Below are 23,678 nucleotides of genomic sequence, written 5' to 3'. Positions count from 1 at the left end.
TTGCTGCGGGTCTTGACCGCACCATTGAACAGAAGCCCGAGGGTGCGGGCCGTGACTGGAAGAACTCAGATCACGATGCATTGGGAAAATGCGCGACGTGATTATAGACATCTTTCGGACGGTTACAACGGCCTCACGTCGGAGAATTCGTCATGAACGATTATCCGGTGGCACCGCCAGGATACAGAGCTGTTTTCTGTATGAGTTTCAAGCACTGGCGTAGCGGAAAAGACGTCTTTCGCAAAGACGGGCGTCCTTTCTGTTTTTTTGTGAAAGCCTAACCGTGCGGGACAGGCAACTGTCCCGTTCTATAATCACGTACAGAGTAATTCCTATGAAGCAGACAATTATTGATGCAATCAGCAACTATCAAGTTTTAACGTTCACATACAGCGGTATTCCACGGGTAGTTGAACCACATGCCGTTGGTCTTTCTCGCACTGGAAAAGAAGTAATCCGTTGCTTTCAAACCCATGGCGGCCATGTAACTCCAGGCCACGAATGGGATCTGTGCGAGCTCAATAAAATATCAGACCTGAAAACATCTGGCGCTACGTTCCATACTCCTCGACCAGGTTATCGTCGGGGGGATAGCCACATGACTCACATTTTCGCGGAGCTCTGACGTTTCAATAAGTAAAAGAAAAAAGCCCTGATCTGATCAGGGCTTTTAAAGTTCCTGAAAATAATTACATCCCTACATCAGCGCTCTAAATCTCCTACAGCACTTACAGCCGCTTCCCATTGAAGCCTAATACGAGCACTACTAAGCTCTAGCGCAGGTGCCTAAGAAACGCCCAACGTAGAAAGCTTGGTCAGTGACACAGACGCGTAATTCGCCGGTGACACAACTGCTCTGCTCGTTGGGATTTCTTAAGTCCGCTCTACGTTGGGGTCAGGCCCGCCCAAAATCCATAACGTAGAGGTCATAGATATGTCGGATCCATGCTCGGTAACTGTTTTCTCTCGCCACAATCTTTTTCTGCATGCCCTTCTATTAGAGAACCAGCCATGGTTCTCCGCCCGCGATGTCGGCCGCTTGATGGGTTTCCATCTGAATGATCGGGTGGTCAACAAGCTAGATAGCGACCAGCGCCGCGTTATGTGGATTGAGTACTTTCGAGAACCTGAACAGCATCTGATGCTCAGTGAGTCGGGGGTTTATGCGCTGTTGGTCTATCACTACGTTCCGGGAAATCGGTTATTGCGTGAATGGCTTACCAACGAGGTCGTGCCGACCTTGCGTGACGCTGCGGATTCGGGAGATTCAAATCGGCCAATGTTGAGCTTGTTGGATTGGCCGGAGATGTCGTTGAGTTTGCTGCATTGGCAGGATGAGGGCTGGATTCGGCTACGGGATATGCCGCACCTGTTAAATGATCAGACGCAGCGGAGAGCAACTACGATTCGACCTTGGTGGCGACGAGTTGCTCAGGCGTTCCAATCTTCGAAGCGCTCAATGGGCTAGATGACGTGTTTATAGGAGCATTTTCGAGCCCCACGACTCTTCATAAGCAGTTCATAACAGCCATTCAATATCGACCGAGGGTTCGCACCCTCGGCGATCGTATGGGTAGGAAAAAGAACAACCGTGATTGGAATATTCAACCTTCAATTGCTTCCAACCGAAGCTTCAATCTCTGATTCACCAATGCGCCATGCACCCCAGAATGAATTTCCCGGTGACAACTTGGACATACAGCTGCCACATACCGTGGGTGGTCTAAACCACCATCGGAGAGCCTATTCACATGATGAGGTTCTAAATAGGGTGTGCCATCTTTCTTCAAGAATGGAGCAGGCATCTCACAGCTTTCGCATATTCCCTGAGCACGCATCAATACGTAGAACGAGACCTTCCGGCTACGCTGATAAATCTTACGGGGGGCGGATTGCCCGAATCCATCACTGCTAAGCTTACACGCAGCCACCGCGACCAGCCGCGCAGCAGCCAGAGACTCGGGAAGGTCAGCCTTGTCCTCGTACTCGTCACCAACTTCAATCGTTCCGCCAGAAATACCGACTGGGACTATTCGAAAAACAATAGCCGCACGATCCTGGCCAGTTACATCAGGTTGAATCCGCGTGAACATATCTGCACAAGAAAATTCACCTACATAAGCGCAGCCTTTACCTTTGCCGAGTGACTTAAACAAATGCAGTGCTCGGCCGTCCACGGCATGCTCAGCAATGGCGCGGTTGCCACGAGTCAAAGTCATCGCACCTCGCTGTCCTTCACCCGTGTAAAGGTATGCGCCGTCGTCCCAACGATCTGCATAACCGTATTGTTCACCGCTATCGCCAGTAAACAAAAAAATCACTGGATAGATAGCTGACGCTGCAATGCCACTTTGGCGACTACCACCGAACGGCCCATTGATTTCAGTTTTTCGGTCATAAACAACCCCTGGCGTGAACTGCAACAAAAGCTCACCTTCTTCACGAGGTAACTCCACAATAGTGAAGCCTCGCTTCTTAAGGTAACTGTTGGTCGGATGCCCACCCGAAAAATCGCCTACCGCAATGCCAGTCGCCAAAGAGACAATTTTCTTCGCTGGATACAGGACCCCGCCCGCGTCAATGGCATAACGATGCGATTGGTTTTTTTCCCAGCCTTGCCACTCAGGCCTACTCCGAAATTTGTGATCAAACTCCAGCATCGCGCTGCCTATTCGTTCCTTCGAGACCGCTTTGATCACCACGAGTGCCGCCCTTTGTAGTCAATGGCTGTAGGAAAATTCCTATAGTCGCCAAACTCCAAAAGGGTTTCAATACATTACAGAGCAAAGAGCCACTATTTCCAGCCGTCGCCTTTAATATCGGCGTGCTCCCCCTAACTCGTTTACTCGTCTTAACGCGCCATCTTCTCCTCAAGGATCCGAGCCCCACCATGAAATTCGATCTCGCCTACTGCCTCAGCCTCGACGACAAGTTGTCGATCTATGATGTTCGCGATCTCAATTTCGATGAGACGGTGGCCTTCGATTCCGCGAAGGAACACTTCCAGTGCCCCAACGATGCCTGTCGTGCGGCGTTCGAGGCTTCCAACGAGTTGGGGACGTTCAACGCCAAGAATGTGAATTACGTTCGCACGCCGCACTTCAAGAATCTACCCACTACGCAGCATGTGGCGGGTTGTCCGTATGTGAGTTTGAAGGCTTCAGCGTCTGGCGTTGAGACGGCGGATAGCGAGGTGGATGACGGGCGTGAGGAACACTTCCCATCAGAGTTGTTGCTGACCCGGCGTGAGTATGTGCGCAAGCCTGTCGCGCCAGCGGGGGCGGCGGATGTGTTGCGCGATGATCCGGTGCGGGCGGCGGCGGACAGTGGTAAAGAGTCGGCGGGTCGTGAGTCGGCGCCGGACAAGACCAGTGTGTTTGCGCATCCGGTGGAGTGTTTTGTTTCCAACTTCGCCGACAAGGATTTGCTCAAGCGCATGCCGTTGAAGATTGGTGAGCATACGGCGCCGTATAGTTCGTTCTTCAAGAAGATCGAGTATCTGACGGACAACAAGGGGCTGATCTACTGGGGGCGGATCAAGAAGATCGAGGACTTCCACAGTGCCAGTTTTCGTATCGATTTCGAGGACAAGGTCTGGTTCAAGAAGCCCGAAGACAACAAGAAAAAGCCGTATCCGGTCAGCGTTTATCTGAACAAGAAGCTGATCGACAACTACCGCAAGCGCAAGGCGTTTCTGGAAGAGATCAAGCACGCGGTGGATAGCGACAAGGCGTTGTTCTGTTTCTTCTATGGCGTAACGCCGGAGTTGAAGCAGGTGCCCGGCAAGAAAAACCCCGAAAAGCCTTTCGAGGTCTTCAATGCCAATATCGAGAACCTGGATCACTTCATTATTCGTGAAGCGCCGGGGTTGGAATGACGCTCAGTTGATGCGTGCCCCTTCTTCAAACGCTCGAATCTCCCGCTCCGCCTCCCTGCGTCGCTCAACTGCAGCCTGAACGCCCAGATCTTCCACTCCGCAATACTGGCGCAGCCAATGAGCGAGCATTTCTTCATCAGGGCGAAAGTAATCTTCTCGGTCCTTGGTGTTTCGAATTTGCGAGTTCATCCGCGCATCGAAACCGATAGCTGCACGTTCGCCTTGGGGCAAACAGCCCCACTCTGCCGCGCAATCCTCGAAAAACCAGGCGACTTGTTCGATGTGCTTTTGTGCGCTGCGATGGCCACGGCGATAAAAACGATACTCGCGACTCAGCTCGAGACGATCGGTCATTGTCCCCGCATCAACCCATTGCATGAGGTCATGATTGATTGCATCGCGGATCAGACCTTCGCGCCAACGCTCGTTAAACCACGCTACAAACCCTTCGGCGTCGGCCTTTTTGGCATCGGCCAGGATCACGCAATAGCGGGTTTTGATGTGCAGGACCAACAACGCATGTTTGCGCTGCACAGTGATCGCATGAACCAACCACTGTTCGTCCGCGCCGTTCAGCTCATCATCCTCAATAACTGATGACGGCGGTTTGGTGTCCACCGGCGTGATCGTTTTGCCTTTATGGACACGGCTGAAAAACTTACTGGCGGCTTCGGTGCAATTGAAGATCAACATCGTGGTTCTCTGCTGAAGACTGGAGGACAACGCTCTGCCTCTGATTCTGATTTCTTTCGCCTGCGCCAATCAACGATTCATTTGAGCGAAATGCTCAGCAGCACCACGATCAGCAAACCAATATAGATCCAGGCATGCAGCCGATCCGGTATCCGCCCTATCCACCGCGCAGCCAATCTGATCCCCAGCAACGAACCAACCGTCAGCAGCGCAAACGCCAGCACATCGACATACCCGATATACCAAACTCCCAGATCAGACTCAGTGAACCCGGCCAGCGCCATGTACGTCAGTGTGCCGGCCAGCGCTACCGGCAAGCTGAGCGGGTTGGCCATGGAGGTCGCTTGCGACATGCTCAGCCCGCAACGGCGTAGCAGCGGCACGGTCATGACGCTTCCTCCTACACCGAGAAACGTCGCGATGGCGCCGATGCCTACGCCGCCGGCGGATGTTTCTGTTGAGGTCAGTCGCCGTGGGATTGTCGTCTGGGACTGGGTGAGAAATCCGCGACGCAGCAGGCAATCGACGATGGTCACGCCCAGGTAGGCGATGAAGGCGTAGCGAATCACTTGGCCGCTGACCCACATCGCAGCGATGGCGCCGACGACCGCGCCCACGCCGATAAACCCGCCCAATGGCCAGAGGTAGTCCCGGAGCAGATTGCCGGCGCGTTGGTGTTTGCGTGTGGCGATCAGGGCGTTGACGATCATCACGCAGGTCGAGGTGGCCACGGCGATGTGCATGGCCGATTGCGCGATGGGGTCGTCTGCTGCGTGGCTGGCGGTGAGCATGCGGTAGAGCAGCGGCACGATGACGAAGCCGCCGCCGAAACCGAAGAGCACGGCGCTGATGCCGGTGAGGCAACCGAACAGCGTAAGCAGGAGGTAGAACATGGTGGGCGTCCAGGATCGGGGGAGCCCAGGACATTAGAGCGTGATGCACTGGCCGGCTTCAGTAGTTGGGCCAATAATGTTCGCGTTTACGCCAATCGCTGGAACACGCCTGATGCGCAATATTTCGATCAATCAGCTCGATGATACGCCTCGCCCGGTCGTGGCCATCGGTACCGATTATTCCCACGGCCACCTACTCCCGTTTCATACGCATCGCCGTGGGCAATTGCTCTACGGCGCCACCGGCGTGATGCAGGTCAGCACTCAGAACGGTAATTGGGTGGTTCCGCCGCAACGCGCAGTGTGGATTCCGCCGGGCGTGGCCCATGAGGTATTGATGCTCGGGGTGAGCACGCGCAGCGTGTATATCGAGCCGGGAAACGTGGAATTGGGGCCGGACTGCCAAGTGCTCAACGTGTCGCCGCTGCTGCGGCATTTGTTGATGGACGCGGTGGACGTGCCACTGATGTACGACCAGGGCGGACGCGACGGTGTGCTGATCAACTTACTGTTGCATGAACTGGCACGCAGCGCGCCCCTTGCCCTACACATTCCCATGCCCGCCGAAGGAAAGCTCCTCAGTCTGTGTCAGACCTTTCTGAACATGCCCAATACCCATCAATCGCCGCAGGATTGGGCCGACCAGTTACACATAAGCTTGCGTACCTTTAACAGATTGTTTCGGCAGCAGACCGGGCTCAGCTTTCGTCAGTGGCGCCAGCAGGCGTGCGTCGTGCAGGCGTTGGCACGGTTGGCGGCGGGGGAAGCGGTGACGCGGATTGCTCTGGACTTCGGCTACGAGAGCCCGGCGGCGTTTTCGACGATGTTTCGGCGTGTGCTGGGACAGGCACCGTCCGTCTGGTTGGAGCCGACGAACTAGGCAAATTTGAAAAATGCGTTTGATCCCGGCCGAAAACAACTGTACAAAAACACAGTACATTTTCAATCAGCACTTTTGAGCCCGGAGCACACCATGGCCTCTCTTGCGATGAACCACGTCCTCGAACGCATTGCCCTTTTCCAGTTCACCCCGACCCACTGCGTCCAGGCCCGCGCCATGCTGGGCTGGAGCGTTGAACAACTGTCGCGCGAGGCCGAAGTGGCGGTGGCAGATATCCAGCGGTTCGAAGCGCAGCAGGACGTGGCGGACGCCGCGAGACTGGCACTGGCTTATCGGTTTGAAGCGCAGGGGTTGGTGTTCTTCCCGGGGTTCGCACCGGGGCGCAGTGTCAGGGCACAGGGTATGGCAGGGGAATCGGTCGGGCGTGGGGATTTTGCGATGGCTGATTAAGCTGGCGAGGGGACGCCCCTCACCAACTGAACGGATTCATGCGTTCTGTACCACCGCATCACTCTCCTCTTCAACCGCCATCCACCACGCACTCCCCCGTTGTGGATGCGCAATGTTGAACGCCTCCCCCATTCGCGGTGTGGTAATCGCGATACTGCGTTCCCATGCAAGGGCGAGGATGCGGTCGAAGGGTTCATGCCAGGCGTGCATGGCCAGGTCGAAGGTGCCGTTGTGGATCGGGAAGAGCCAGCGGCCCTTGAGGTCGATGTGGGCTTGCAGGGTTTCTTCCGGTTGCATGTGCACGTGGGGCCATTCGACGTTGTAGGCGCCGGTTTCCATCAGGGTCAGGTCGAACGGGCCGTATTGTTCGCCGATGCGTTTGAAGCCATCGAAGTAACCGCTGTCGCCGCTGAAGAAGATTCGTATGTCGGCGTCGATCATCACCCAGGACGCCCACAGCGTGCTGTTACCGTCGAACAGGCCACGGCCGGAGAAGTGCTGCGATGGGGTTGCGATGAAGCGGACACCGGCGATTTCGGTGCCCTGCCACCAGTCGTACTGGCGCACCTTGCTGGCGTCGATGCCCCATTTGATCAGGGTGTCGCCCACGCCCAGCGGAGTCAGGAAGTAAGTGGTTTTGGCGGCGAGTTTGAGTACCGCTTCGTAGTCGAGATGGTCGTAATGGTTGTGCGAGAGGATCACCGCTTCGATCGGTGGCAGTTCGTCGATGCTGATCGGTGGCTGATGAAAACGTTTCGGACCCGCCCATTGCACCGGCGAGGCGCGCTCGGCGAAGACCGGGTCGGTGATCCAGAATTTGTCGCGCATCTTAAGCAACAGCGTCGAGTGCCCCAAGCGGTAAACGCTGTGATTGGGCGCTGCGAGCAGATCTTCACGGGTCAGCGGCTGCACAGGAATGGCGGCGGTCGGACGGGTGTTGCGCGGTTTGTGGAAAATCATGCTCCACATGATCCGCAGCATTTTGCGTAGCCCTTCGCGCTGCACCGGCGCATGATTGCGAAACAGCCCTTGATCCTGGCGCGAGGCTTCAGGCGTGGGAGTGTTATCCGGGAGAGAGACTGGATTGGCCATGACTGAACGACTCCGAAAAACCGTGTGCTGCACGATATTCCATGGGAAATGAAAATGGCCAAGCTGCACGCAAGGGCCAAACGCTCTGGTTTGTAAGGTGCGAGGATTAACGCAACATTACACTGAGCGGTGTAGTTTCTAGGTTGCATCAAAGCCGACGCCAAGTAAACTGCCGAGTGTAATTTCATTCCTCTCTGCCGAAGCCCGCTCATGACCGCTCCACAACGCCTCACTGACCGTAAACGCGAAGCCATCATCCAGGCGGCCATCTCCGAATTCCGTGCCCACGGTTTCGAAATCACCAGCATGGACAAGATCGCCGCTACGGCCGGCGTGTCGAAGCGTACGGTGTACAACCACTTCCCCAGCAAGGAAGAGCTGTTCGCCGAGATCCTCAATCAGTTGTGGGCGCGGATCATCGCCGAACCATCGGTGCGCTACGACCGCGAGCAACCGCTGCACGAGCAATTGCGCCAGATGCTGCGAGAAAAAGTGCAGATGATGGCTGACGAGAATTTTCTCACCCTCGCCCGGGTAGCGATTGCCGCAACCATTCATTCCCCCGAACGTGCACAGAACATGATCGAGCGCATGGGTGAGCGCGAGGAAGGTCTGACCGTCTGGATACGCGCGGCGCAAGCCGACGGACGGCTCAAACCGGTGGATCCAGAATTTGCCGCACATCAAGTACAAGGTTTGCTCAAGGCATTCGCGTTCTGGCCGCAGATCTCGCTGGGTCGCGCGGCCCTTGATCCAGACGCGCAGAATGCAGTTGCCGAGTCGGCGCTGGCGATGTTCCTGGCACTGTATCAGCGGTGAATCACCGGCTCGTCGAGCCGTGTACAACTAATTTCGTAAAAAGTTATACAAACTCGCGAAAAATTCCTTTCTTGTACAACTTTATTAAGTTTTGTATAAGTAGCCATCTGCCAGTAACGGAACGTTGGCATTGAGCAGTCACCACCGAATGCCGCCTGTGCATTTCGGTTTGCCGGCGCAGGAATAGGGACTGAATTCTTTTGATTTTCCCCACTTCCCGAGTACCGCAAGCATGTTTTTCAATCGCCAGAAAGCCGCCCTCGCTGAACTGCAACACACCGTTTTTGACCAGGCCGCGATGCTCGAAGCGATCAACCGTTCGATGGCGGTGATCGAGTTCGATCTTGATGGCGTGGTGTTGCGTGCCAATGACAATTTCCTCAAGACCATGGGTTACACGGCTGCCCAAGCGATTGGTCAGCCGCACCGGCATTTCTGCACACCTGAGTTCGGGCGCAGTGCCCAATACACCGAGTTGTGGTCGCGCCTGAAAAACGGTCAGTTCCAGTCCGGCACTTTTGAACGGGTCGACAGCAAAGGCCAGCCGATCTGGCTGGAGGCCAGTTACAACCCGATCAAGGATGCGTCGGGACGGGTGATCAAAGTGGTCAAGTACGCGATGGATGTCACCGCCAAGGTGCAGCAGGAGAACGAGGCCAACGCCAAGCTGCAGGCGATCGATCGCGCGATGGCGGTGATCGAGTTCGATCTCGACGGCAATATTCTTACCGCCAACCAGAATTTTCTCACGCGCATGGGTTACAGCCTCGCAGAGCTCAAGGGCCAGCATCACCGCCTGTTCTGCACGCCGGCGCTGGTCAACAGCGGCGCCTATCAGGATTTCTGGCGCCGCCTGAATCAGGGCGAGTTCTTCCACGGGCAGTTCGAGCGCGTGGATAAGCGCGGTCAGATCGTCTGGCTGGAGGCCAATTACAACCCGGTGTACGACGCTTCGGGGCGCTTGTACAAAGTCGTGAAGTTCGCGTCTGACGTCACCGCCCGTGTCGAGCAGCACGAGCAGGACGCGCGCAGTGCCAGCACCGCTTACCACATCTCGGTAGCAACGCGAAAAGTCGCCGAGCAAGGCACGCAAGTGATTCAGCAGGCTGCCAGCGAAATGCGCGAAATCGCCGAGGACATCAGCCAATCTTCGACGTTGATTGCACAACTGGGCGACCGCTCCGAGCAGATCACCGCCATCGTCAACACCATCCGCGCGATCGCCGATCAGACTAATCTGCTCGCCCTCAACGCGGCCATCGAGGCGGCACGCGCCGGTGAACAGGGTCGCGGCTTTGCCGTGGTCGCCGATGAAGTGCGGCAACTGGCAGCGCGCACCAGCGGCTCTACTGCCGAGATCTCGAACATGATCAGTCTGATCCAGAGTGAAACGCGGCAAGCGATCAAAAGCATGCAAGGCACCCGCGACCGCGCCGCAGAAGGCGTGGAATTGGCCAATCAGGCCGGCACGGTGATTCTGCAGATTCGCGACGGAGCCAGTGAGGCGGTGGATGCGGTGAGCATGTTTGCCAATGAGCGGGTGCCGAATTGAGGTTTGTGCAGGGTCGATAGAACGAGTCGCGACCTTCGTGGGCAGCCCGCGAAGGTCGGCAGCCACAACGCAGAGCTATAGTGACGACACGTCCCAAGCCCCGCCGAGTGCCCCATGAATAACGAAAAACCCGAAGTATCCAACGCCCCGATCGATCACCTGCGCTTTCACCGCCCCCACGCCCACCTGAATACGACCTTCGGCAACGATGCCTTCGCCCTGCGCGCCGAAGCCTTTGCGCGGTTCTTCGGCACGCCGCTGTTCCTTGGAGCGCAAACCTTGATCGTTGCGGTATGGATCGGCCTCAACGTATGGGGCGTGACTCAATTCGACGTCTACCCGTTCATCCTGCTGAACCTGGCCTTCAGCCTGCAGGCGGCCTACGCCGCGCCATTGATCCTGCTTGCACAAACCCGTCAGGCCGCGCGCGACAAAGCGCAGGCCGACGCCGATGCGCAGCACCGCGAAGCTCTGGCATTGGCCAATACCGAACGTCAGGCAGAGGCGGCGAAGAATTCCGCGCAATTGCTGGCATTGCTGGAACAAAACACCCGCCTTACCGAAATGACGAAAACCCTCACCGAGCGCATCGAAGGACTGACCAGCGAGTTGCACGCTCACGTGTGCCAGAACTAAGGTCGCCTTCGCGAGCAGGCTCGCTCCCACATTGGATCTGTGGCGTTCACGAAATCCCTGTGGGAGCGAGCCTGCTCGCGAAGAGGCCCGCAACCACACAGCAAAACTTCAACCGCGCACCAGACTCCGCACCGCAACAATCTCCGGCACTTCAACCTTGCTCATGTAAACCCGTAAGGGTTCGGTGATGTTGATGCGGTCGTCGATGTGTTGATCGAGCAGCAACTGAATCAACTCGCGCTTGAGCGTCATGGTGGTTTCCGACGCCCTCGCCCAGACGAATTCACTGGCCGGGATGATGCCGTCGTCGGCCACGTCCATGCCGAACGAATCTTCGCTGAAGCGCACGATGTATTGGCCGGTCTTGCGGTTGAGGCCAACGAAGCCTTTGAGGTCGTCGGCGGCCTGGCAGATGAGTTGGGAGGTGATGCGCATGGTAAACCTCACGAAAGATGATGATGGTTTACACGCAGGGCAACGCAGCGGTGCGCCCTCTGCCGGGGCGTCTGCCGTGGGCAAGCGTACTGCAAACAGCGCCACAAAAGTGCAGGAAATTTCCGTTTTGCTCGCTTTATGTCGGTCTGGCGATAGCCCTGCGGCGCGTCAATTGTTAAAAGGTACGTCTCGAAAAAAACCTGCGAAAGGAACTCGACCATGCCTGCCACTTTTACCCGAAGCGCTCTGGTGCTGAGTCTGTTGTTCGGCCTCGGTCAGGCGCATGCCGCCAGCCACCCCGAGCCCAAGGCAATCGCTGCCGCCCATGGCATTCCGCATCCGGCGGTGATTGCCCACCGTGGCGCGTCGTTTGATGCCCCGGAATCCACCGCTGCGGCCTACAAACTGGCCCGTGATCTCGGCGCCGATTACCTGGAAATGGATTTGCAGCGCAGCAAGGACGGCGTGCTCTTCGCCCTGCACGACGACAACCTGCAACGCACCACCGACGTCGCCAGCAAATTCCCCGAGCGCAAGGACAGCCCGGCCACCGCGTTCACCATGGCCGAACTGAAAACCCTCGATGCCGGCAGCTGGTTCAACACCAAATACCCTGACCGCGCACGCCCGTCCTACGCCGGGCTGAAAATTCTTACCCTCGATGAAATCATCGACATCGCCCGCGCCAACCCGCAGCACAAGCCGGGCCTGTACATCGAAACCAAAGAGCCGCAGCTGTTTCCCGGCATAGAACATGACCTGAAGGAAAAACTGCAGGATCGCGGCTGGCTCAGTCCGGCCGGTTCGAAACTGGCGAAAAGTGCGCTGGGCGTCGGTCAGGGCAAAGGCAAGGTGATCCTGCAGACCTTCGATAAGAACAGCCTGCAATTGCTGGAAAAGGAAATGCCGCAAGTGCCGAAGATCCTGCTGTTGTGGGTCGGCGAAGGCAGCATCGAGCCTAAATCTGCGGTGACGTTTGCCGCGTCCGGCGAGAAAGACAAAAACGTTTTCTACGGCAAGCAGGAACCGAAGTCAGAAGCGGAATTCAAGCAATGGGTCGATTACGCCAAGGCCCAGGGCGCGATCGGCACCGGCCCTTCGGCGAAGCTGACCCATGGTGGTGACCAGAGTTACTCCGACCTGGTGCAGCCATGGATGAATCAGTACACCCATGATCAGGGCATGCTGGTGCATGTTTATACGGTCGACGAGCCGGTGGACTACGAGAAAGTCATGGCCGCGGGTGTCGACGGCATCTTTACCAACCGCGCCAGTGAACTGTTGAAGTTTTACAAGCGTCCGGCGGCTGGCAGCATTGACGATGTCTTGAAGAAGAACGGTTTCTGACTTGTTATCGAGTCGCCTGCTTCACGATCAGGCTCGTTCGCGCAAAGAGCAGTTTTATCGCGGAGCAGAGATTTAAGGGTGAATTAAGTTGCGCTGGTTAATCTGAACCCACTTACACAGATTAACCACTTCAACGCACTGCCAAGGAATGAACCGATGAAAACTTTGACTGCCCTGTTTACCGCCGCTGCCCTGACCCTCACCGCTGGCCTGGCTCAGGCTGATGTTCGCATCGACCAGATCCCGCAACTGGTCAAGGACGGCAAAATCAAGTCGCTGGAATCGATGAACGCCGAAGCACTGAAACTGCACCCGGGCGCAACGATTACCGACACCGACCTGGATAACCACTTCAATGGTTATGAGTATGAAGTTGAACTTAAAACTGCTGACGGCAAAGAGTTCGACGTGGACTTTGATGCCACCACCGGTAAAGTGCTGAGCGACAAGCAAGACACTTGATAGACCGCTGTTAAAGAGCCGCACGATTTAACGATCGTGCGGCTTTTTTGTGGTTGCGGATTGAGGCGCAAACTTTGTGTGGTCTGTGAAATCGATCCCCCTCACCCCAGCCCTCTCCCCCAAGGGGGCGAGGGGGAAAGGGAGCAGATCGGGGAAATTTCGGAGCCTGAGTTCGCCTCAAAATTAAAAAGCCATCACAAACGACTACCAGCCTGAGTACGCCTCGGCATTTCAGGTCGGCGAATCTCGAACAATCAACACGGTCAGTCCCCTCTCCCTCTGGGAGAGGGTTAGGGTGAGGGGCTGACAAACCACCACCCAAAATCAAGCACTGAGCCGCGCCGTCACCTCATTCAACTGCCCCGACAACCCATGCAAATTCTGACTGGCACTTTCGGTGCGCTGCACGTTGTCCAGGTTGGTGCTGGCAATCGCGGTGATTTCAGTGAGGTTGCGCGAGATATCCTCGGCCACCGACGTCTGCTCTTCTGCCGCTGTGGCGATCTGACGGTTCATGTCGCGAATCGCCTCCACCGCCAAGGTGATGCGCTCCAGCATCGCGCCGGCCTGGGTGACTTGCTCGACACTTTCATCACTGCGCGCCTGGCCGCTCTCGATAGCCTGCGCGGCATCGACAGCGCCGGTCTGCACGTTCTGAATGATCTGGTTGATCTCGATGATCGACTCCGCCGTGCGCTGAGCGAGGTTGCGCACCTCATCGGCGACGACGGCAAAACCACGCCCGGCCTCACCCGCCCGCGCCGCTTCGATGGCTGCGTTGAGCGCCAGCAGATTGGTCTGTTCGGCGATGCCACGAATCACTTCCAGCACCTTGCCGATACGACCGCTGTCGGTTTCCAGGCGACGGATCACCGTGGCGGTGTTGGCGATTTCGCCGCGCATCTGCGTGATCGAGTGAATGGTGGTTTGCATGACCTTTTCACCCTGCTGCGCCGACTGATCGGCATCGTCGGCAGCACGTGCGGCATCGGCGGCGTGACGAGCGACTTCCTGGGCCGTGGCGGACATTTCGTTCATCGCCGTGGCCACTTGATCAGTGCGGTTGAATTGCTCGCTGGTGCCGCCGGCCATGGTCGTGGCAATGGCGTTCAACTCGCCGCTGGCGCTGTCCAGATCACCGGCGCTGCGTTGCAAGCGAGTGAAGGTGTCCGCCAGAAAATCGCGCAGAGTGTTCGCTGCGGCAGCGAGGTTGCCCAGTTCATCGCGACGCTCGCTGACAACACGTTCAGCCAACTGGCCACGGCTCAAGCGGGTGACGTAATCGATGAGGTTGCGGATCGGCTCGATCAGGTTGCGGCTGACCAGCCACAGGCTCAGCAGACCGATCAACAAGCCTGACGCGAGCATCACCAACAGCCCCAGCCACACGGTGCGCTCAGCGCTGGCACTGATCAATGCCGACTGCGCGGTACCCTGCTCGCGCAGCTCGGCAACCAATGCACTCATCTGCTCGCTGGTGGCGCGGTCGACGCCTTTGACAGCAGCGTCGCCGGCGCTCGGATCACCACCGGCAGCCACGTAGGCATCGCGGCCTTTCTGGTAGGCAGTACCCAACTGGCGATGCTCGTCGCGCAAGCGTTCGATGCGGGATTTGAGATTGGCCTCGATGCCTTTCTGGCCGGCCAGTTCGCCGAGAATGTTCTGCACGTCGCGCTGACGCTCTTCGAACTGGCTCCAGTATTTCGCCAGATCCGCTGGTTGCTTGCCGCGCAGCAGAACGTTTTTCCACTCTTGCACCTGCACCTTGAATTGCAGGTTGGCTTCATCGATCAGTTGCGAAGTGTGCAGCGGGCCGGCGATCAACTGGCTGTAGCTTTGCACGCCGTTGGAGAGGAAATGAAAGCAGGCCAGAGCGATCAACAGCATCGCCAGCAGACTGCCGCTCAACAGGGCGAGAATTTGCGCTCTCAGGGATTTTTGCAGCATTGCAAGGTACTCGAAGCAGGGATGAGGCACGCCCGAACGGACGTGAAAAATGGCCGGACTTCCCTGTCGACGTACCATGACCAAGGCCAATGGCGCGCAACCTAACTCACCTGTGATCGGCATGCCAGAGCCTTCCTTGAGAAACTTCCGACAGCCGGTAACGCTTTGATTTGCAGTCACTTTGCTGTCACAAAACGGTCATGTGAGCTTGCGATGATGCCGCTCCGGTGAACCTGAAAATCCTGCCCCAGACACCCTCCTCGCAGCGAGCCGCCATGAACCACAGCCTCGATATCAGCCATCGCGACCCGGACCTGTTTGGCTTGCTCTACGGCTTTCGTTTTCTGCCCGGGGAGCGCGGTCGCGAGATCGATTCGGCGACGGCGTTGCGCTGTTTGCAGGATGACGGTGAGAGCGATGAATTTCTCTGGCTGCACCTGAACCTGGCCCACGCCGCGTGCGAGCGCTGGATGAAAAGTCATCTGCAATTGCCCGAGGAATTTTTCGAGGCGTTGCACGAAGGTTCGCGTTCGACGCGCATCGAGCATGTCGATTCGGCGCTGCTGGCGGTGGTCAACGATGTGGTGTTCAACCTCAGCAACATGGTCTCCTCCGACGTGTCGACGCTGTGGGTCTGCGTGCGCAGCAAACTGATCGTCAGCGCGCGCCTGCAACCGCTGCATTCGGTAGATAAATTGCGCTCGTCGGTAAAGGCCGGCGAGTGCTTTCGCTCGCCCTCGGAATTGCTCGTGCATCTACTGCGCGATCAAGGTGAGGTGCTGACGCAGATCGTGCGCAAGACCAGCCTGAGTGTCGATCAGGTCGAAGACGAATTGCTGTCTTCACGCCTGTCGACCAACCGCGCCGAACTTGGCGCCAACCGTCGCGTGCTGGTGCGACTGCAACGGCTGCTGGCGTTGGAGCCGGGGTCGTTGCTGCGCCTGCTCAATCGTCCGCCGCCGTGGTTGCAGAAAGAGGACGTCAAGGAGTTGCGCAAATCCACCGAGGAATTTGCGCTGATCATCAACGACCTCACCGCCCTCGGCGAGCGGATCAAATTGCTGCAGGAAGAAATCGCCGCCAACCTCAACGAACAAAGCAACCGCACGCTGTTCACCCTGACGGTGGTGACGGTGCTGGCCTTGCCGATCAACATCATCGCCGGTTTTTTCGGCATGAATGTGGGGGGTGTACCGCTGTCGCAGGACCCGCACGGGTTTTGGGTGCTGGTCGCGTTGGTGGCGACGTTCACCGTGATTGCCGGGCGCTGGGCGTTTCGCAAGCGCGGGGATTATTGAGCGCAAAACGCAATGCCACCGTAGGGCAAATGTGGGAGCGAGCCTGCTCGCGAAGTCGGTGTGTCAGATAAATCAATGTTGAATGACATGGCGCTTTCGCGAGCAGGCTCGCTCCCACAGTTCGGGCCAAGGTGAGAAGTCAGAGCGTTGAACGAACGACATCGCCGAGCCAATCCATAAACACCCGCACCCGCAGCGGCAAATGCCTTTGCCGCGCGTACAACAACGAAATCGCCATCGGCGGTGCGGTGTATTGCGGCAGTACGGTCACCAGTTCGCCATTTTCCAGATGCGGCTGCATGCCGGTACGTGGCACCTGGGTCAGCCCGAAGCCGCCCAGGCACGCCGCTTCATAGGCATCGGTGCTGTTGACCGTGACACTGCCGGCCATCGCTACGCGCCGCACTTCGCCACCCTCCTCATAGACAAACCCTTCCGAACGCGAGCCCAGTACGCCGACGTAATGCACCAGTCGATGCCGCGCCAGATCCTCGATGGTCTGCGGCACGCCGTAACGTTGCAGATAAGCGGGACTGGCGCAGTTGACCATCGGGAAGTCGCCAAGATGCCGGGCGACCACCGACTGATCCGGCTGCGCGCCGATGCGTAACACGCAGTCGAAACCCTCGCTCAGCAGATCGACACGGCGGTCGGTGCTGCTGATTTCCATCTGCAGATTCGGGTGGCGATCCATGAATTCCGGCAGGCGCGGCATGATCAAGCGCCGCGCGAGGATGTTCGGCATATCGACGCGGATGCACCCGGTCAGCGAAGCCTCGTCCTGACGGAACAGCCCTTCGATTTCATCCATGTGCGAGAGCAGATCTTTGCTGCGTTCATACAGCACCAATCCATCCTGAGTGGCCTGCACCCTGCGCGTGGTGCGCTGCAACAGCCGCGTGCCGAGCAAGGCTTCGAGCGCCTGCACCTGTTCGGACACCGTTGAGCGCGGCAGGCCGAGGCTTTCCCCGGCGAGGGTGAAACTCGACAGTTCGCTGACCCGGACGAAGGTGCGCAGCAGTTCCAGTTTGTTCATGGCGAGCCTCGGTGATTGTTCGGCTGAGCCGATCAGTGATTCCGCTTTTGCCGTGTTTATCACCTCAGGGCGGATAAATAAACTTCTTCCATCCCCACTCAACGCAATCGAGGAAGTCAGCATGAACCGCAAAATCGCACTGATCACTGGCGCCAGTCGTGGCCTGGGCCGCAGCGCCGCCCTGCACCTCGCCGCGCAAGGCTTCGACATCATCGGCACCTACAACAGCCGCGCCGACGAGGCCCAGGCGCTGGTCATTGAATTGCAGGCACTCGGCGCGAAAGCGGCGATGCTGCAACTGGACGTCGGCCACAGCGAAAACTTCGCTGCGTTTGCCGAGCAGGTTGAACGAGCACTGGAACAGACTTTTCAGCGCCAGCGCTTTGATTTCCTGATCAACAACGCCGGGGTCGGCGTGCATGCGCTGTTCAGCGAAACCACCCCGGAGCAGTTCGATCTGCTGATGAACGTGCAGTTGAAAGGACCGTTCTTCCTGACTCAGCAGCTGTTGCCGCTGATCAACGACGGTGGGCGCATCGTCAATATTTCCAGCGGCCTGACCCGCTTCAGCCTGCCGGGGTACGGCGCCTATGCGGCGATGAAAGGTGCGATGGAAGTGCTGACGCGTTATCAGGCGAAAGAGTTGGGTGCGCGGCAGATTGGCGTGAACGTTCTGGCGCCGGGCGCGATTGAAACCGATTTTGGCGGCGGCACGGTGCGCGATAACAGCGCGGTCAACGCGATGGTCGCCAGCAATACCGCGCTGGGTCGGGTCGGGCTGCCGGATGATATTGGCGGTGCACTGGCGCTGCTGCTGTCGGAGGGTGGACAGTGGATCAATGGTCAGCGGGTCGAGGCATCCGGCGGCATGTTTCTCTGACTTTGTGCACGATGACTCACCTTTGTGGTGAGGGAATTTATCCCCTCACCAAAGGTTTACCTCAGCTTTCACATGTGTGGCGGGCCATGAAGCGCTCGCGCAGTACGTCATAACCCCAGTGGTAGACGTAGGTGTACGGCAGGAAGAACAGCAGCACGCCAATGTCGAGCAACAACGCCTGCCACAGGCTGACCGACAGCCACCAGGCTATCAGCGGCACGCCCATCACGATCAGTCCACCTTCGAACAACAGCGCATGCACCACCCGCACCCAGGCGTTGTGCGCCAGATTCATCCGCGCCAGAGCACGGTCGAAAAAACGGTTGAACACCACGTTCCACGCCAGCGCCAACAGCGCGATCAACACGGTCACCGCGCCCATGTCGAGCAGCGGCTTTTGCATGATCCACGCGAGCAGCGGCGTACAGATGAGGATGGCGAGAAATTCGAAACCGATAGCCTGAAAAACACGTTCGGTGATGGACTTGTGGGCAGACATGGCCTGACTCCTTGTTTGACGATGGTTGCCATGATCCAACTGAATACCGATACTTCAAAACCAATAACCATCGATCAAGGCGATAGTTCATGGCTTCGCAGGAAGTGCTGTTGGCGTTTGTACAGGCGGCGACGCAAGGCTCGTTCTCAGCGGCGGCGCGCAAGTTGGGGCGCAGCCAATCGACCATCAGCGCGGCAGTCGCCAGTCTGGAGATTGATCTGGATTTACAGCTGTTCGACCGCAGCAGCCGCAAACCAACACTCACTCCCGCCGGCCACGTCATGCTGCAAAAAGCCGAGGCGATTCTGGCCGCCACCAGTCGTCTGGAAATGAGCGCGCGGCAGTTGGCCCAAGGTGTGGAACCGAAGCTGACCGTGGCGATTTCCGACACTTATCAGTCGTATCGTTTCGAGGCGGCACTGGTGGGTTTCGAGCAGCGTTATCCGGAGCTTGAGCTGGAATGCCTGATTGCCGAATGCGAAGACCTGATCGAACTGGTCCAGCGTGGCCGGGCGCATCTGGCCTTCGCGGAAATGCAGGACAGCTACCCGCCGGACCTTGTGACCTCGACGGTGGCCGAGCGCACGGAGATTGCCTTGTTCGTCAGCCGCGAGCATGCGTTGGCGAAGCTTGAGCATGTCGATCAGCAGATTCTCGAGCAACATCGCGAGCTGCGCCTGGCGACCATCGTCAATCCGTATGACAGTCGTGGCAAAGGCCGGGTGTGGTCGGCGCCGAGTTATCTGATGCTGCTGGAAATGGCGGAAAAAGGCTTTGGCTGGGCACCGTTGCCGAGGTGGCTGGTACAGCGCTATGCCAATGACTTGCTGATAGAGCTCGACGTGCGCGGCTGGCCGAAACCGGTGTTTGTCGACGCCTTGTGGTCGCGCTTGTATCCGCCGGGGCCGGCAGGGAGCTGGTTGCTCAGCAAGATGCTCGAATAAGCGGTGCTGCCATTCGCGAGCAGGCTCGCTCCCACACTTGAAATGCGCTCACCTGTGGGAGCGAGCCTGCTCGCGAAAGGGCCAGCCGCACCGACGCAGCTTCCAGATCAACCCAGGTCCCTCAGTCGCCCCTCGATAAACCGCCGCTCCGGCTCCTGCCGCGTCAGCTCCAGCGCCCGCTGATACGCCGCCCGCGCCTGCTCCACTCGGCCCAATTGCCGGCAAAACTCCGCCCGCGCCGAATGCGCCAAGTGGTAATCCTGCAACTCCCCACGCGCCAAAATCCCTTCAACCAACAACAACCCGGCCAACGCTCCATCCCGTTTGGCCACCGCCACCGCGCGGTTCAGCTCGATCACCGGCGACGGCACCGCGCGCAGCAGCACGTCATACAGACCGACAATCTGCTGCCAGTCCGTTTCCGCCGCTGACGGCGCTTCCGCATGCACCGCTGCAATCGCCGCTTGCAGACAATATGGCCCGAAACGCCGCGTGCTCAGCGCGCTCTCGACCAGCGCGCAGCCTTCGGCCATCAACCCGGCATTCCACAACGAGCGATCCTGATCGTCGAGCAATACCAGTTCACCGCTCGGCGAAGTGCGCGCCGGTCGACGTGATTCGTGCAGCAGCATCAGCGCCAGCAGACCCATGACTTCCGGCTCAGGCAGCAACTCCATCAACAAGCGCCCGAGGCGAATCGCTTCGCGCGTCAGGTCCTCGCGGGTCAGCTCAGTGCCGACCGATGCCGAATAACCCTCGTTGAACACCAGATAAATCACCCGCAACACGCTGTCGAGGCGCTCGGGCAATTCGTTCAGCGTGGGTACTTGATAAGGGATTTTCGCGTCGCGGATCTTGGCTTTGGCGCGGACGATACGCTGGGCAATCGCCGCCGGCGCCGAGAGAAAAGCGCGGGCGATTTCCTCGGTGGTGAGGTCGCAGACTTCGCGCAAGGTCAGCGGCACCTGCGCATCCGCCGCCAGTGCCGGGTGGCAGCAGGTGAAGATCAGCCGCAAGCGATCGTCTTCCACGTCTTCGCCACTCCAGTCAGCCTGTTCCAGCTCATCGAGTTGTGCCAGCAGCAACGGTTGCGACGCCTTGAACCGCGCGCGCCGGCGCAGCACATCGATGGCTTTGAAACGTCCGGTCGAGACCAGCCAGGTGCGCGGGTTGTCCGGCACGCCGTCGCGCTGCCAGCGCTCGACCGCGACGAAGAACGCCTCGTGCAAGGCTTCTTCAGCGAGGTCGAAATCACCGAGCAGGCGGATCAGCGTGGCCAGAATCCGCCGCGAATCCTCACGGTAGACCTGCTCGACCCGCGCCCTGACGTCAGACATTCAACTGCCGCACCGGACGCACTTCAACGCTGCCGACCCGCGCTGCCGGAATATTGCCGGCAACCTGGATCGCTTCGTTGAGATCCTTGGCATCGATCAGGTAGAAACCGGCCAGTTGCTCCTTGGTTTCAGCGAAAGGCCCGTCGGTGATCGACACCTTGCCGTTGCGCATGCGTACCGTGGTGGCGGTCTGCACCGACTCCAGCGCTTCGGCGGCGATCATCCGCCCGCTGCCCTGAATCGACTCGGCGTAGGCCCAGCATTCGGCGTCCTCCGGGCTGTCGGGCGAGGTGTGCAGCAGGCGTTCATCGCTGTAGACCAGGCATAGATATTTCATGGCGATCTCCTGATTCGAACGGATCAACTATGGCTGAAGATCAGGGCTGCACATCGAACAGCGTCGCGCCGCTCATCGGATCGAACGGTGCCGACCAGTGCTCGTGGGCAATCTTCCACGCCCCGCCGATTTGCCGGTAACAGGCGGTGACACGCATCCAGCAACTCTGGGTTTCGCCTTTGTCATTGGTGCCGCCGCAGTTGGCTACCCAATGGGCGAAAGCGATGTTGTCGGCACTTTCGATGGCGATTTCGTGGAACTCGAAGATGTGCGGGCCGGGGCACATTTCCATGCACTCGACCCAGTGCGCGCGGTACGCCGCTTTGCCTTTGAATTGCAGGGCCTTGATCGCATCGAACGAGACGATGTCGTCGGCGTACAGGGCCATGACTTTCTCGACGTCCTTGGCCATTACCGCTTCGCGATAGGTGTTGATCAGAGTCTGGATCTCGCTTTGTGCGCTCATGGTGTTCTCCGTGGTTTTTGTTGTGAAGACACCCTTAGTCGTTTGCCCAATGCGCGGATCGACAGGGCAAACAAAAAAATTTCGCCGACGACAATCTCGCTAGAATCCGAGGCTCACTCTTTGTAGGAAAAAGGAAATTCCCGTGTCAGCCCAACTCGTGCCTTACGACAGCCTCAGCCCTTTACAGCGTCAGCAAGTCGAGGCCATTGAAATCCACCCCGAGCAGATCAAATTCTCCGGCGACATCCACGGTGCCTTGCACACCCTGCTGTCGAAACCCGGCCCCGGCGTAAAGGGTTTTGCCCTGCTGGCGGACGACGTACCGGTAGCGTTTCTGCTGCTCAAGCGCCCGCCGGTGTTGCCCGACTGGGCCGACGAACACAGCGCCACATTGCATGCCTTGCAGGTCGATCGCCGTGCGCAGGGCATGGGTTATGGCAAGGCCTGCCTGCAAGCGCTGCCCGCTGTCGCCCGTGAAGCGTGGCCGGAAATCAAAGGACTGGAATTGTCGGTGGACGCTGATAACGAGGCGGCGATTGCGCTGTACGCCAAGCATGGCTATGTCGACAGCGGCGAGGCGTACAAGGGCCGGATCGGTTACGAGCGGCGGATGGGGCTGTTCTTCTGAGTATCCCCTGATCGTTCCCACGCTCCGCGTGGGAACGCCTCTTTGTGACGCTCTGCGTCACGCTTTTGGGACGCGGAGCGTCCCCGGCTGCATTACCACGCGGAGCGTGGGAACGATCAGGCAGTTTCGATAGGTGTTGGCTTCAGAGGGTCAGGATCATCTCGTGCCACGCCATGCCGCCGTGGTCGGACTCCGACGGTTTGATGTAAGCAAAGCCAAACCCGGCGTACAACGCAATGTGTTGCTCTTTGCACATCAGATGAATTGTCGCTTTGTCCATCCCACGCATGCGCTCGATGAATTCGCCGAGCAGGCGCTTGGCCAGGCCCTGCCCTTGGTAATCCGGGTGCACCACCACCGACATGATCACCACGTTCGGCCCTTTCGGGTCGTGGCCGATCAGCTCCTTGAAGGCCTCGTCGGACATCTGCACGTCGAACGCCGCGCCGGAATTGATGAAACCGGCGACCACACCGTCCACCTCGGCGACGATGAAGCCGTCCGGCCAAGTGGCAATGCGCGTGGCGATCTTTTCGCGGGTGGCGGCTTCGTCGCCTTCGTAGGCGACGGTTTCGATGGCGTAGCAGCGGTCGAGGTCGGCGGCGCTGACGTTGCGGATCACGGTGTTCATGGCAACTCGGGAATCTGTGGAAACAAGGCCCGCCAGCATAAAGCAGAACCACCGGGGCGGACATGCTCCGCCTCGATTGTTACACCGCTCAAGCCTTGATCGGCAGCCAGATTTCCAGGGTGCCGGTATTGAGCTTCGGATCGAAATCCTCGCTATAGCGCTCGAATTCCGGGGCATCCGCCGCTTCGTAAGCGGACTGCGGCAGCCAGGTGTTCCAGATGTACTGAAAGGTGTCGGGGAGTTGCGCCAGTGACCCCTTGTGCTCGAACACCGCATATTTCTGCGGCTGTATTTCAACCCAGCGGTACTTTTCCGGCAGGTCGTCGAGCTTGTCGATCTGCACCCCGGCGATGTATTCGAAACCGCCCTCGCCGTCCGCGTTGCAGCAAACGCCGTAGGTCACTTCATTGACTTGCGCGGGGATTTTTCCCAAGTGCGGGATCAGTTTTTCCCACAACGCGGGAATGTTGTCGGTGGTCCCCTGAGTGAATCGCCCGCCGAAACCGGCAATCAGCAGAAATTGCCCGTGTTCGAAGCGCGGCCCAGCCAATTCGACGCGTGGTTGTTCATCCATGACG

Annotated in this window: 27 protein-coding genes; 14 read left to right on the top strand and 13 right to left on the bottom strand. The window is 58.3% G+C overall.

Annotated elements, in window-relative coordinates; all coding sequences use genetic code 11:
• Nucleotides 1–334 precede the first annotated feature (334 nt).
• Both ASG55_RS26405 and ASG55_RS15600 read left to right on the top strand, forming a co-directional pair.
• Nucleotides 335–625 carry a hypothetical protein gene (locus ASG55_RS26405; protein WP_082530304.1) on the top strand — a complete coding sequence of 97 codons (291 nt, stop codon included), beginning with the start codon at nucleotides 335–337 and terminating at the stop codon, nucleotides 623–625.
• A gap of 309 nt (nucleotides 626–934) precedes the next feature.
• Nucleotides 935–1,468, top strand: a complete 534-nt coding sequence (locus ASG55_RS15600) for a BRO-N domain-containing protein (RefSeq protein ID WP_056788046.1) — start codon at nucleotides 935–937, stop codon at nucleotides 1,466–1,468.
• A 136-nt stretch (nucleotides 1,469–1,604) separates the two neighbouring features.
• Here ASG55_RS15600 and ASG55_RS15595 read toward each other — a convergent pair whose 3' ends face one another.
• Nucleotides 1,605–2,702 carry an HNH endonuclease gene (locus ASG55_RS15595; RefSeq protein WP_056788045.1) on the bottom strand — a complete coding sequence of 366 codons (1,098 nt, stop codon included), beginning with the start codon at nucleotides 2,700–2,702 and terminating at the stop codon, nucleotides 1,605–1,607.
• Between the two features lie 188 nt (nucleotides 2,703–2,890).
• Here ASG55_RS15595 and ASG55_RS15590 point away from each other — a divergent pair, with 188 nt between their 5' ends.
• Entirely contained in the window at nucleotides 2,891–3,877 is a 987-nt protein-coding gene (locus tag ASG55_RS15590) for a hypothetical protein (RefSeq protein ID WP_056788042.1), read from the top strand.
• A 3-nt stretch (nucleotides 3,878–3,880) separates the two neighbouring features.
• Here ASG55_RS15590 and ASG55_RS15585 read toward each other — a convergent pair whose 3' ends face one another.
• Entirely contained in the window at nucleotides 3,881–4,570 is a 690-nt protein-coding gene (locus tag ASG55_RS15585; RefSeq protein WP_056788040.1) for a DUF6933 domain-containing protein, read from the bottom strand.
• Between the two features lie 77 nt (nucleotides 4,571–4,647).
• On the bottom strand, nucleotides 4,648–5,463 hold the full coding sequence (locus ASG55_RS15580) for a sulfite exporter TauE/SafE family protein (protein ID WP_056788038.1): 816 nt from the start codon (nucleotides 5,461–5,463) through the stop codon (nucleotides 4,648–4,650).
• 112 nt (nucleotides 5,464–5,575) lie between these two features.
• Here ASG55_RS15580 and ASG55_RS15575 point away from each other — a divergent pair, with 112 nt between their 5' ends.
• Together ASG55_RS15575 and ASG55_RS15570 are read left to right on the top strand one after the other, a co-directional pair.
• Nucleotides 5,576–6,343, top strand: coding sequence for an AraC family transcriptional regulator (locus ASG55_RS15575; RefSeq protein ID WP_056788036.1), 768 nt, complete (start codon nucleotides 5,576–5,578; stop codon nucleotides 6,341–6,343).
• 93 nt (nucleotides 6,344–6,436) lie between these two features.
• A complete protein-coding gene (locus ASG55_RS15570) occupies nucleotides 6,437–6,754 on the top strand; it encodes a hypothetical protein (protein WP_056788034.1) in 318 nt (105 codons plus the stop codon).
• 36 nt (nucleotides 6,755–6,790) lie between these two features.
• On the opposite strand, the gene ASG55_RS15565 is transcribed toward ASG55_RS15570, so the two are convergent.
• Nucleotides 6,791–7,846, bottom strand: a complete 1,056-nt coding sequence (locus ASG55_RS15565) for an MBL fold metallo-hydrolase (RefSeq protein WP_056788032.1) — start codon at nucleotides 7,844–7,846, stop codon at nucleotides 6,791–6,793.
• 210 nt (nucleotides 7,847–8,056) lie between these two features.
• Between ASG55_RS15565 and ASG55_RS15560 the strand changes: the two genes are divergently transcribed.
• The 3 genes from ASG55_RS15560 to ASG55_RS15550 all read left to right on the top strand — a co-directional run bounded on the left by ASG55_RS15560 (nucleotide 8,057) and on the right by ASG55_RS15550 (nucleotide 10,853).
• The gene (locus tag ASG55_RS15560) at nucleotides 8,057–8,665 is read left to right on the top strand and encodes a TetR/AcrR family transcriptional regulator (RefSeq protein WP_056788030.1); all 609 of its coding nucleotides are present in this window, start codon (nucleotides 8,057–8,059) and stop codon (nucleotides 8,663–8,665) included.
• Between the two features lie 232 nt (nucleotides 8,666–8,897).
• Nucleotides 8,898–10,217, top strand: coding sequence for a methyl-accepting chemotaxis protein (locus ASG55_RS15555; RefSeq protein ID WP_056788027.1), 1,320 nt, complete (start codon nucleotides 8,898–8,900; stop codon nucleotides 10,215–10,217).
• A gap of 114 nt (nucleotides 10,218–10,331) precedes the next feature.
• Nucleotides 10,332–10,853 (top strand): DUF1003 domain-containing protein, encoded by a 522-nt coding sequence (locus tag ASG55_RS15550; RefSeq protein WP_041479221.1) that lies wholly within the window; start codon nucleotides 10,332–10,334, stop codon nucleotides 10,851–10,853.
• Between the two features lie 108 nt (nucleotides 10,854–10,961).
• Here ASG55_RS15550 and ASG55_RS15545 read toward each other — a convergent pair whose 3' ends face one another.
• Nucleotides 10,962–11,288 (bottom strand): DUF2025 family protein, encoded by a 327-nt coding sequence (locus ASG55_RS15545; protein WP_056788026.1) that lies wholly within the window; start codon nucleotides 11,286–11,288, stop codon nucleotides 10,962–10,964.
• Between the two features lie 219 nt (nucleotides 11,289–11,507).
• On the opposite strand from ASG55_RS15545, the gene ASG55_RS15540 reads away from it, so the two are divergent.
• Both ASG55_RS15540 and ASG55_RS15535 read left to right on the top strand, forming a co-directional pair.
• A complete protein-coding gene (locus tag ASG55_RS15540) occupies nucleotides 11,508–12,635 on the top strand; it encodes a glycerophosphodiester phosphodiesterase (RefSeq protein WP_041479218.1) in 1,128 nt (375 codons plus the stop codon).
• Nucleotides 12,636–12,791: 156 nt separating this feature from the next.
• Nucleotides 12,792–13,097, top strand: a complete 306-nt coding sequence (locus ASG55_RS15535; protein WP_016773566.1) for a PepSY domain-containing protein — start codon at nucleotides 12,792–12,794, stop codon at nucleotides 13,095–13,097.
• Between the two features lie 324 nt (nucleotides 13,098–13,421).
• On the opposite strand, the gene ASG55_RS15530 is transcribed toward ASG55_RS15535, so the two are convergent.
• Nucleotides 13,422–15,044, bottom strand: coding sequence for a methyl-accepting chemotaxis protein (locus ASG55_RS15530; protein WP_056788023.1), 1,623 nt, complete (start codon nucleotides 15,042–15,044; stop codon nucleotides 13,422–13,424).
• A 275-nt stretch (nucleotides 15,045–15,319) separates the two neighbouring features.
• Here ASG55_RS15530 and ASG55_RS15525 point away from each other — a divergent pair, with 275 nt between their 5' ends.
• Nucleotides 15,320–16,342 (top strand): transporter, encoded by a 1,023-nt coding sequence (locus ASG55_RS15525; RefSeq protein WP_056788021.1) that lies wholly within the window; start codon nucleotides 15,320–15,322, stop codon nucleotides 16,340–16,342.
• A 139-nt stretch (nucleotides 16,343–16,481) separates the two neighbouring features.
• Here the strand turns inward: ASG55_RS15525 and ASG55_RS15520 are convergent, their stop codons facing one another.
• Complete coding sequence (locus ASG55_RS15520; RefSeq protein WP_056788018.1) at nucleotides 16,482–17,378, bottom strand: LysR family transcriptional regulator; 897 nt, start codon at nucleotides 17,376–17,378, stop codon at nucleotides 16,482–16,484.
• A gap of 121 nt (nucleotides 17,379–17,499) precedes the next feature.
• Between ASG55_RS15520 and ASG55_RS15515 the strand changes: the two genes are divergently transcribed.
• Complete coding sequence (locus ASG55_RS15515) at nucleotides 17,500–18,258, top strand: SDR family NAD(P)-dependent oxidoreductase (protein WP_056788016.1); 759 nt, start codon at nucleotides 17,500–17,502, stop codon at nucleotides 18,256–18,258.
• Between the two features lie 61 nt (nucleotides 18,259–18,319).
• Here the strand turns inward: ASG55_RS15515 and ASG55_RS15510 are convergent, their stop codons facing one another.
• A complete protein-coding gene (locus ASG55_RS15510) occupies nucleotides 18,320–18,757 on the bottom strand; it encodes a multidrug/biocide efflux PACE transporter (RefSeq protein ID WP_056788013.1) in 438 nt (145 codons plus the stop codon).
• Between the two features lie 89 nt (nucleotides 18,758–18,846).
• Between ASG55_RS15510 and ASG55_RS15505 the strand changes: the two genes are divergently transcribed.
• Nucleotides 18,847–19,701, top strand: coding sequence for a LysR family transcriptional regulator (locus tag ASG55_RS15505; RefSeq protein ID WP_056788010.1), 855 nt, complete (start codon nucleotides 18,847–18,849; stop codon nucleotides 19,699–19,701).
• A gap of 107 nt (nucleotides 19,702–19,808) precedes the next feature.
• Here the strand turns inward: ASG55_RS15505 and ASG55_RS15500 are convergent, their stop codons facing one another.
• Genes ASG55_RS15500 through ASG55_RS15490 form a run of 3 tightly spaced genes read right to left on the bottom strand, consistent with a single transcriptional unit; the run spans nucleotide 19,809 to nucleotide 21,841 of the window.
• Nucleotides 19,809–21,038, bottom strand: a complete 1,230-nt coding sequence (locus tag ASG55_RS15500; protein ID WP_056788009.1) for an RNA polymerase sigma factor — start codon at nucleotides 21,036–21,038, stop codon at nucleotides 19,809–19,811.
• The gene (locus ASG55_RS15495; protein WP_056788006.1) at nucleotides 21,031–21,375 is read right to left on the bottom strand and encodes a YciI family protein; all 345 of its coding nucleotides are present in this window, start codon (nucleotides 21,373–21,375) and stop codon (nucleotides 21,031–21,033) included. The genes ASG55_RS15500 and ASG55_RS15495 overlap by 8 nt, the downstream gene beginning before the upstream one ends.
• 40 nt (nucleotides 21,376–21,415) lie before the next feature.
• Nucleotides 21,416–21,841 (bottom strand): YybH family protein, encoded by a 426-nt coding sequence (locus ASG55_RS15490; protein WP_056788004.1) that lies wholly within the window; start codon nucleotides 21,839–21,841, stop codon nucleotides 21,416–21,418.
• 142 nt (nucleotides 21,842–21,983) lie between these two features.
• On the opposite strand from ASG55_RS15490, the gene ASG55_RS15485 reads away from it, so the two are divergent.
• A complete protein-coding gene (locus tag ASG55_RS15485; RefSeq protein WP_056788001.1) occupies nucleotides 21,984–22,469 on the top strand; it encodes a GNAT family N-acetyltransferase in 486 nt (161 codons plus the stop codon).
• A 142-nt stretch (nucleotides 22,470–22,611) separates the two neighbouring features.
• Here the strand turns inward: ASG55_RS15485 and ASG55_RS15480 are convergent, their stop codons facing one another.
• Both ASG55_RS15480 and ASG55_RS15475 read right to left on the bottom strand, forming a co-directional pair.
• On the bottom strand, nucleotides 22,612–23,100 hold the full coding sequence (locus ASG55_RS15480; RefSeq protein WP_056787999.1) for a GNAT family N-acetyltransferase: 489 nt from the start codon (nucleotides 23,098–23,100) through the stop codon (nucleotides 22,612–22,614).
• Between the two features lie 88 nt (nucleotides 23,101–23,188).
• On the bottom strand, nucleotides 23,189–23,674 hold the full coding sequence (locus ASG55_RS15475) for a GyrI-like domain-containing protein (RefSeq protein WP_056787996.1): 486 nt from the start codon (nucleotides 23,672–23,674) through the stop codon (nucleotides 23,189–23,191).
• Nucleotides 23,675–23,678 lie beyond the last annotated feature (4 nt).

Origin of the sequence: Pseudomonas sp. Leaf434, assembly GCF_001425545.1 — a bacterium.
In the GTDB taxonomy this organism is placed as follows: domain Bacteria; phylum Pseudomonadota; class Gammaproteobacteria; order Pseudomonadales; family Pseudomonadaceae; genus Aquipseudomonas; species Aquipseudomonas siliginis.
This window is presented reverse-complemented; position numbering and strand designations above follow the sequence as displayed.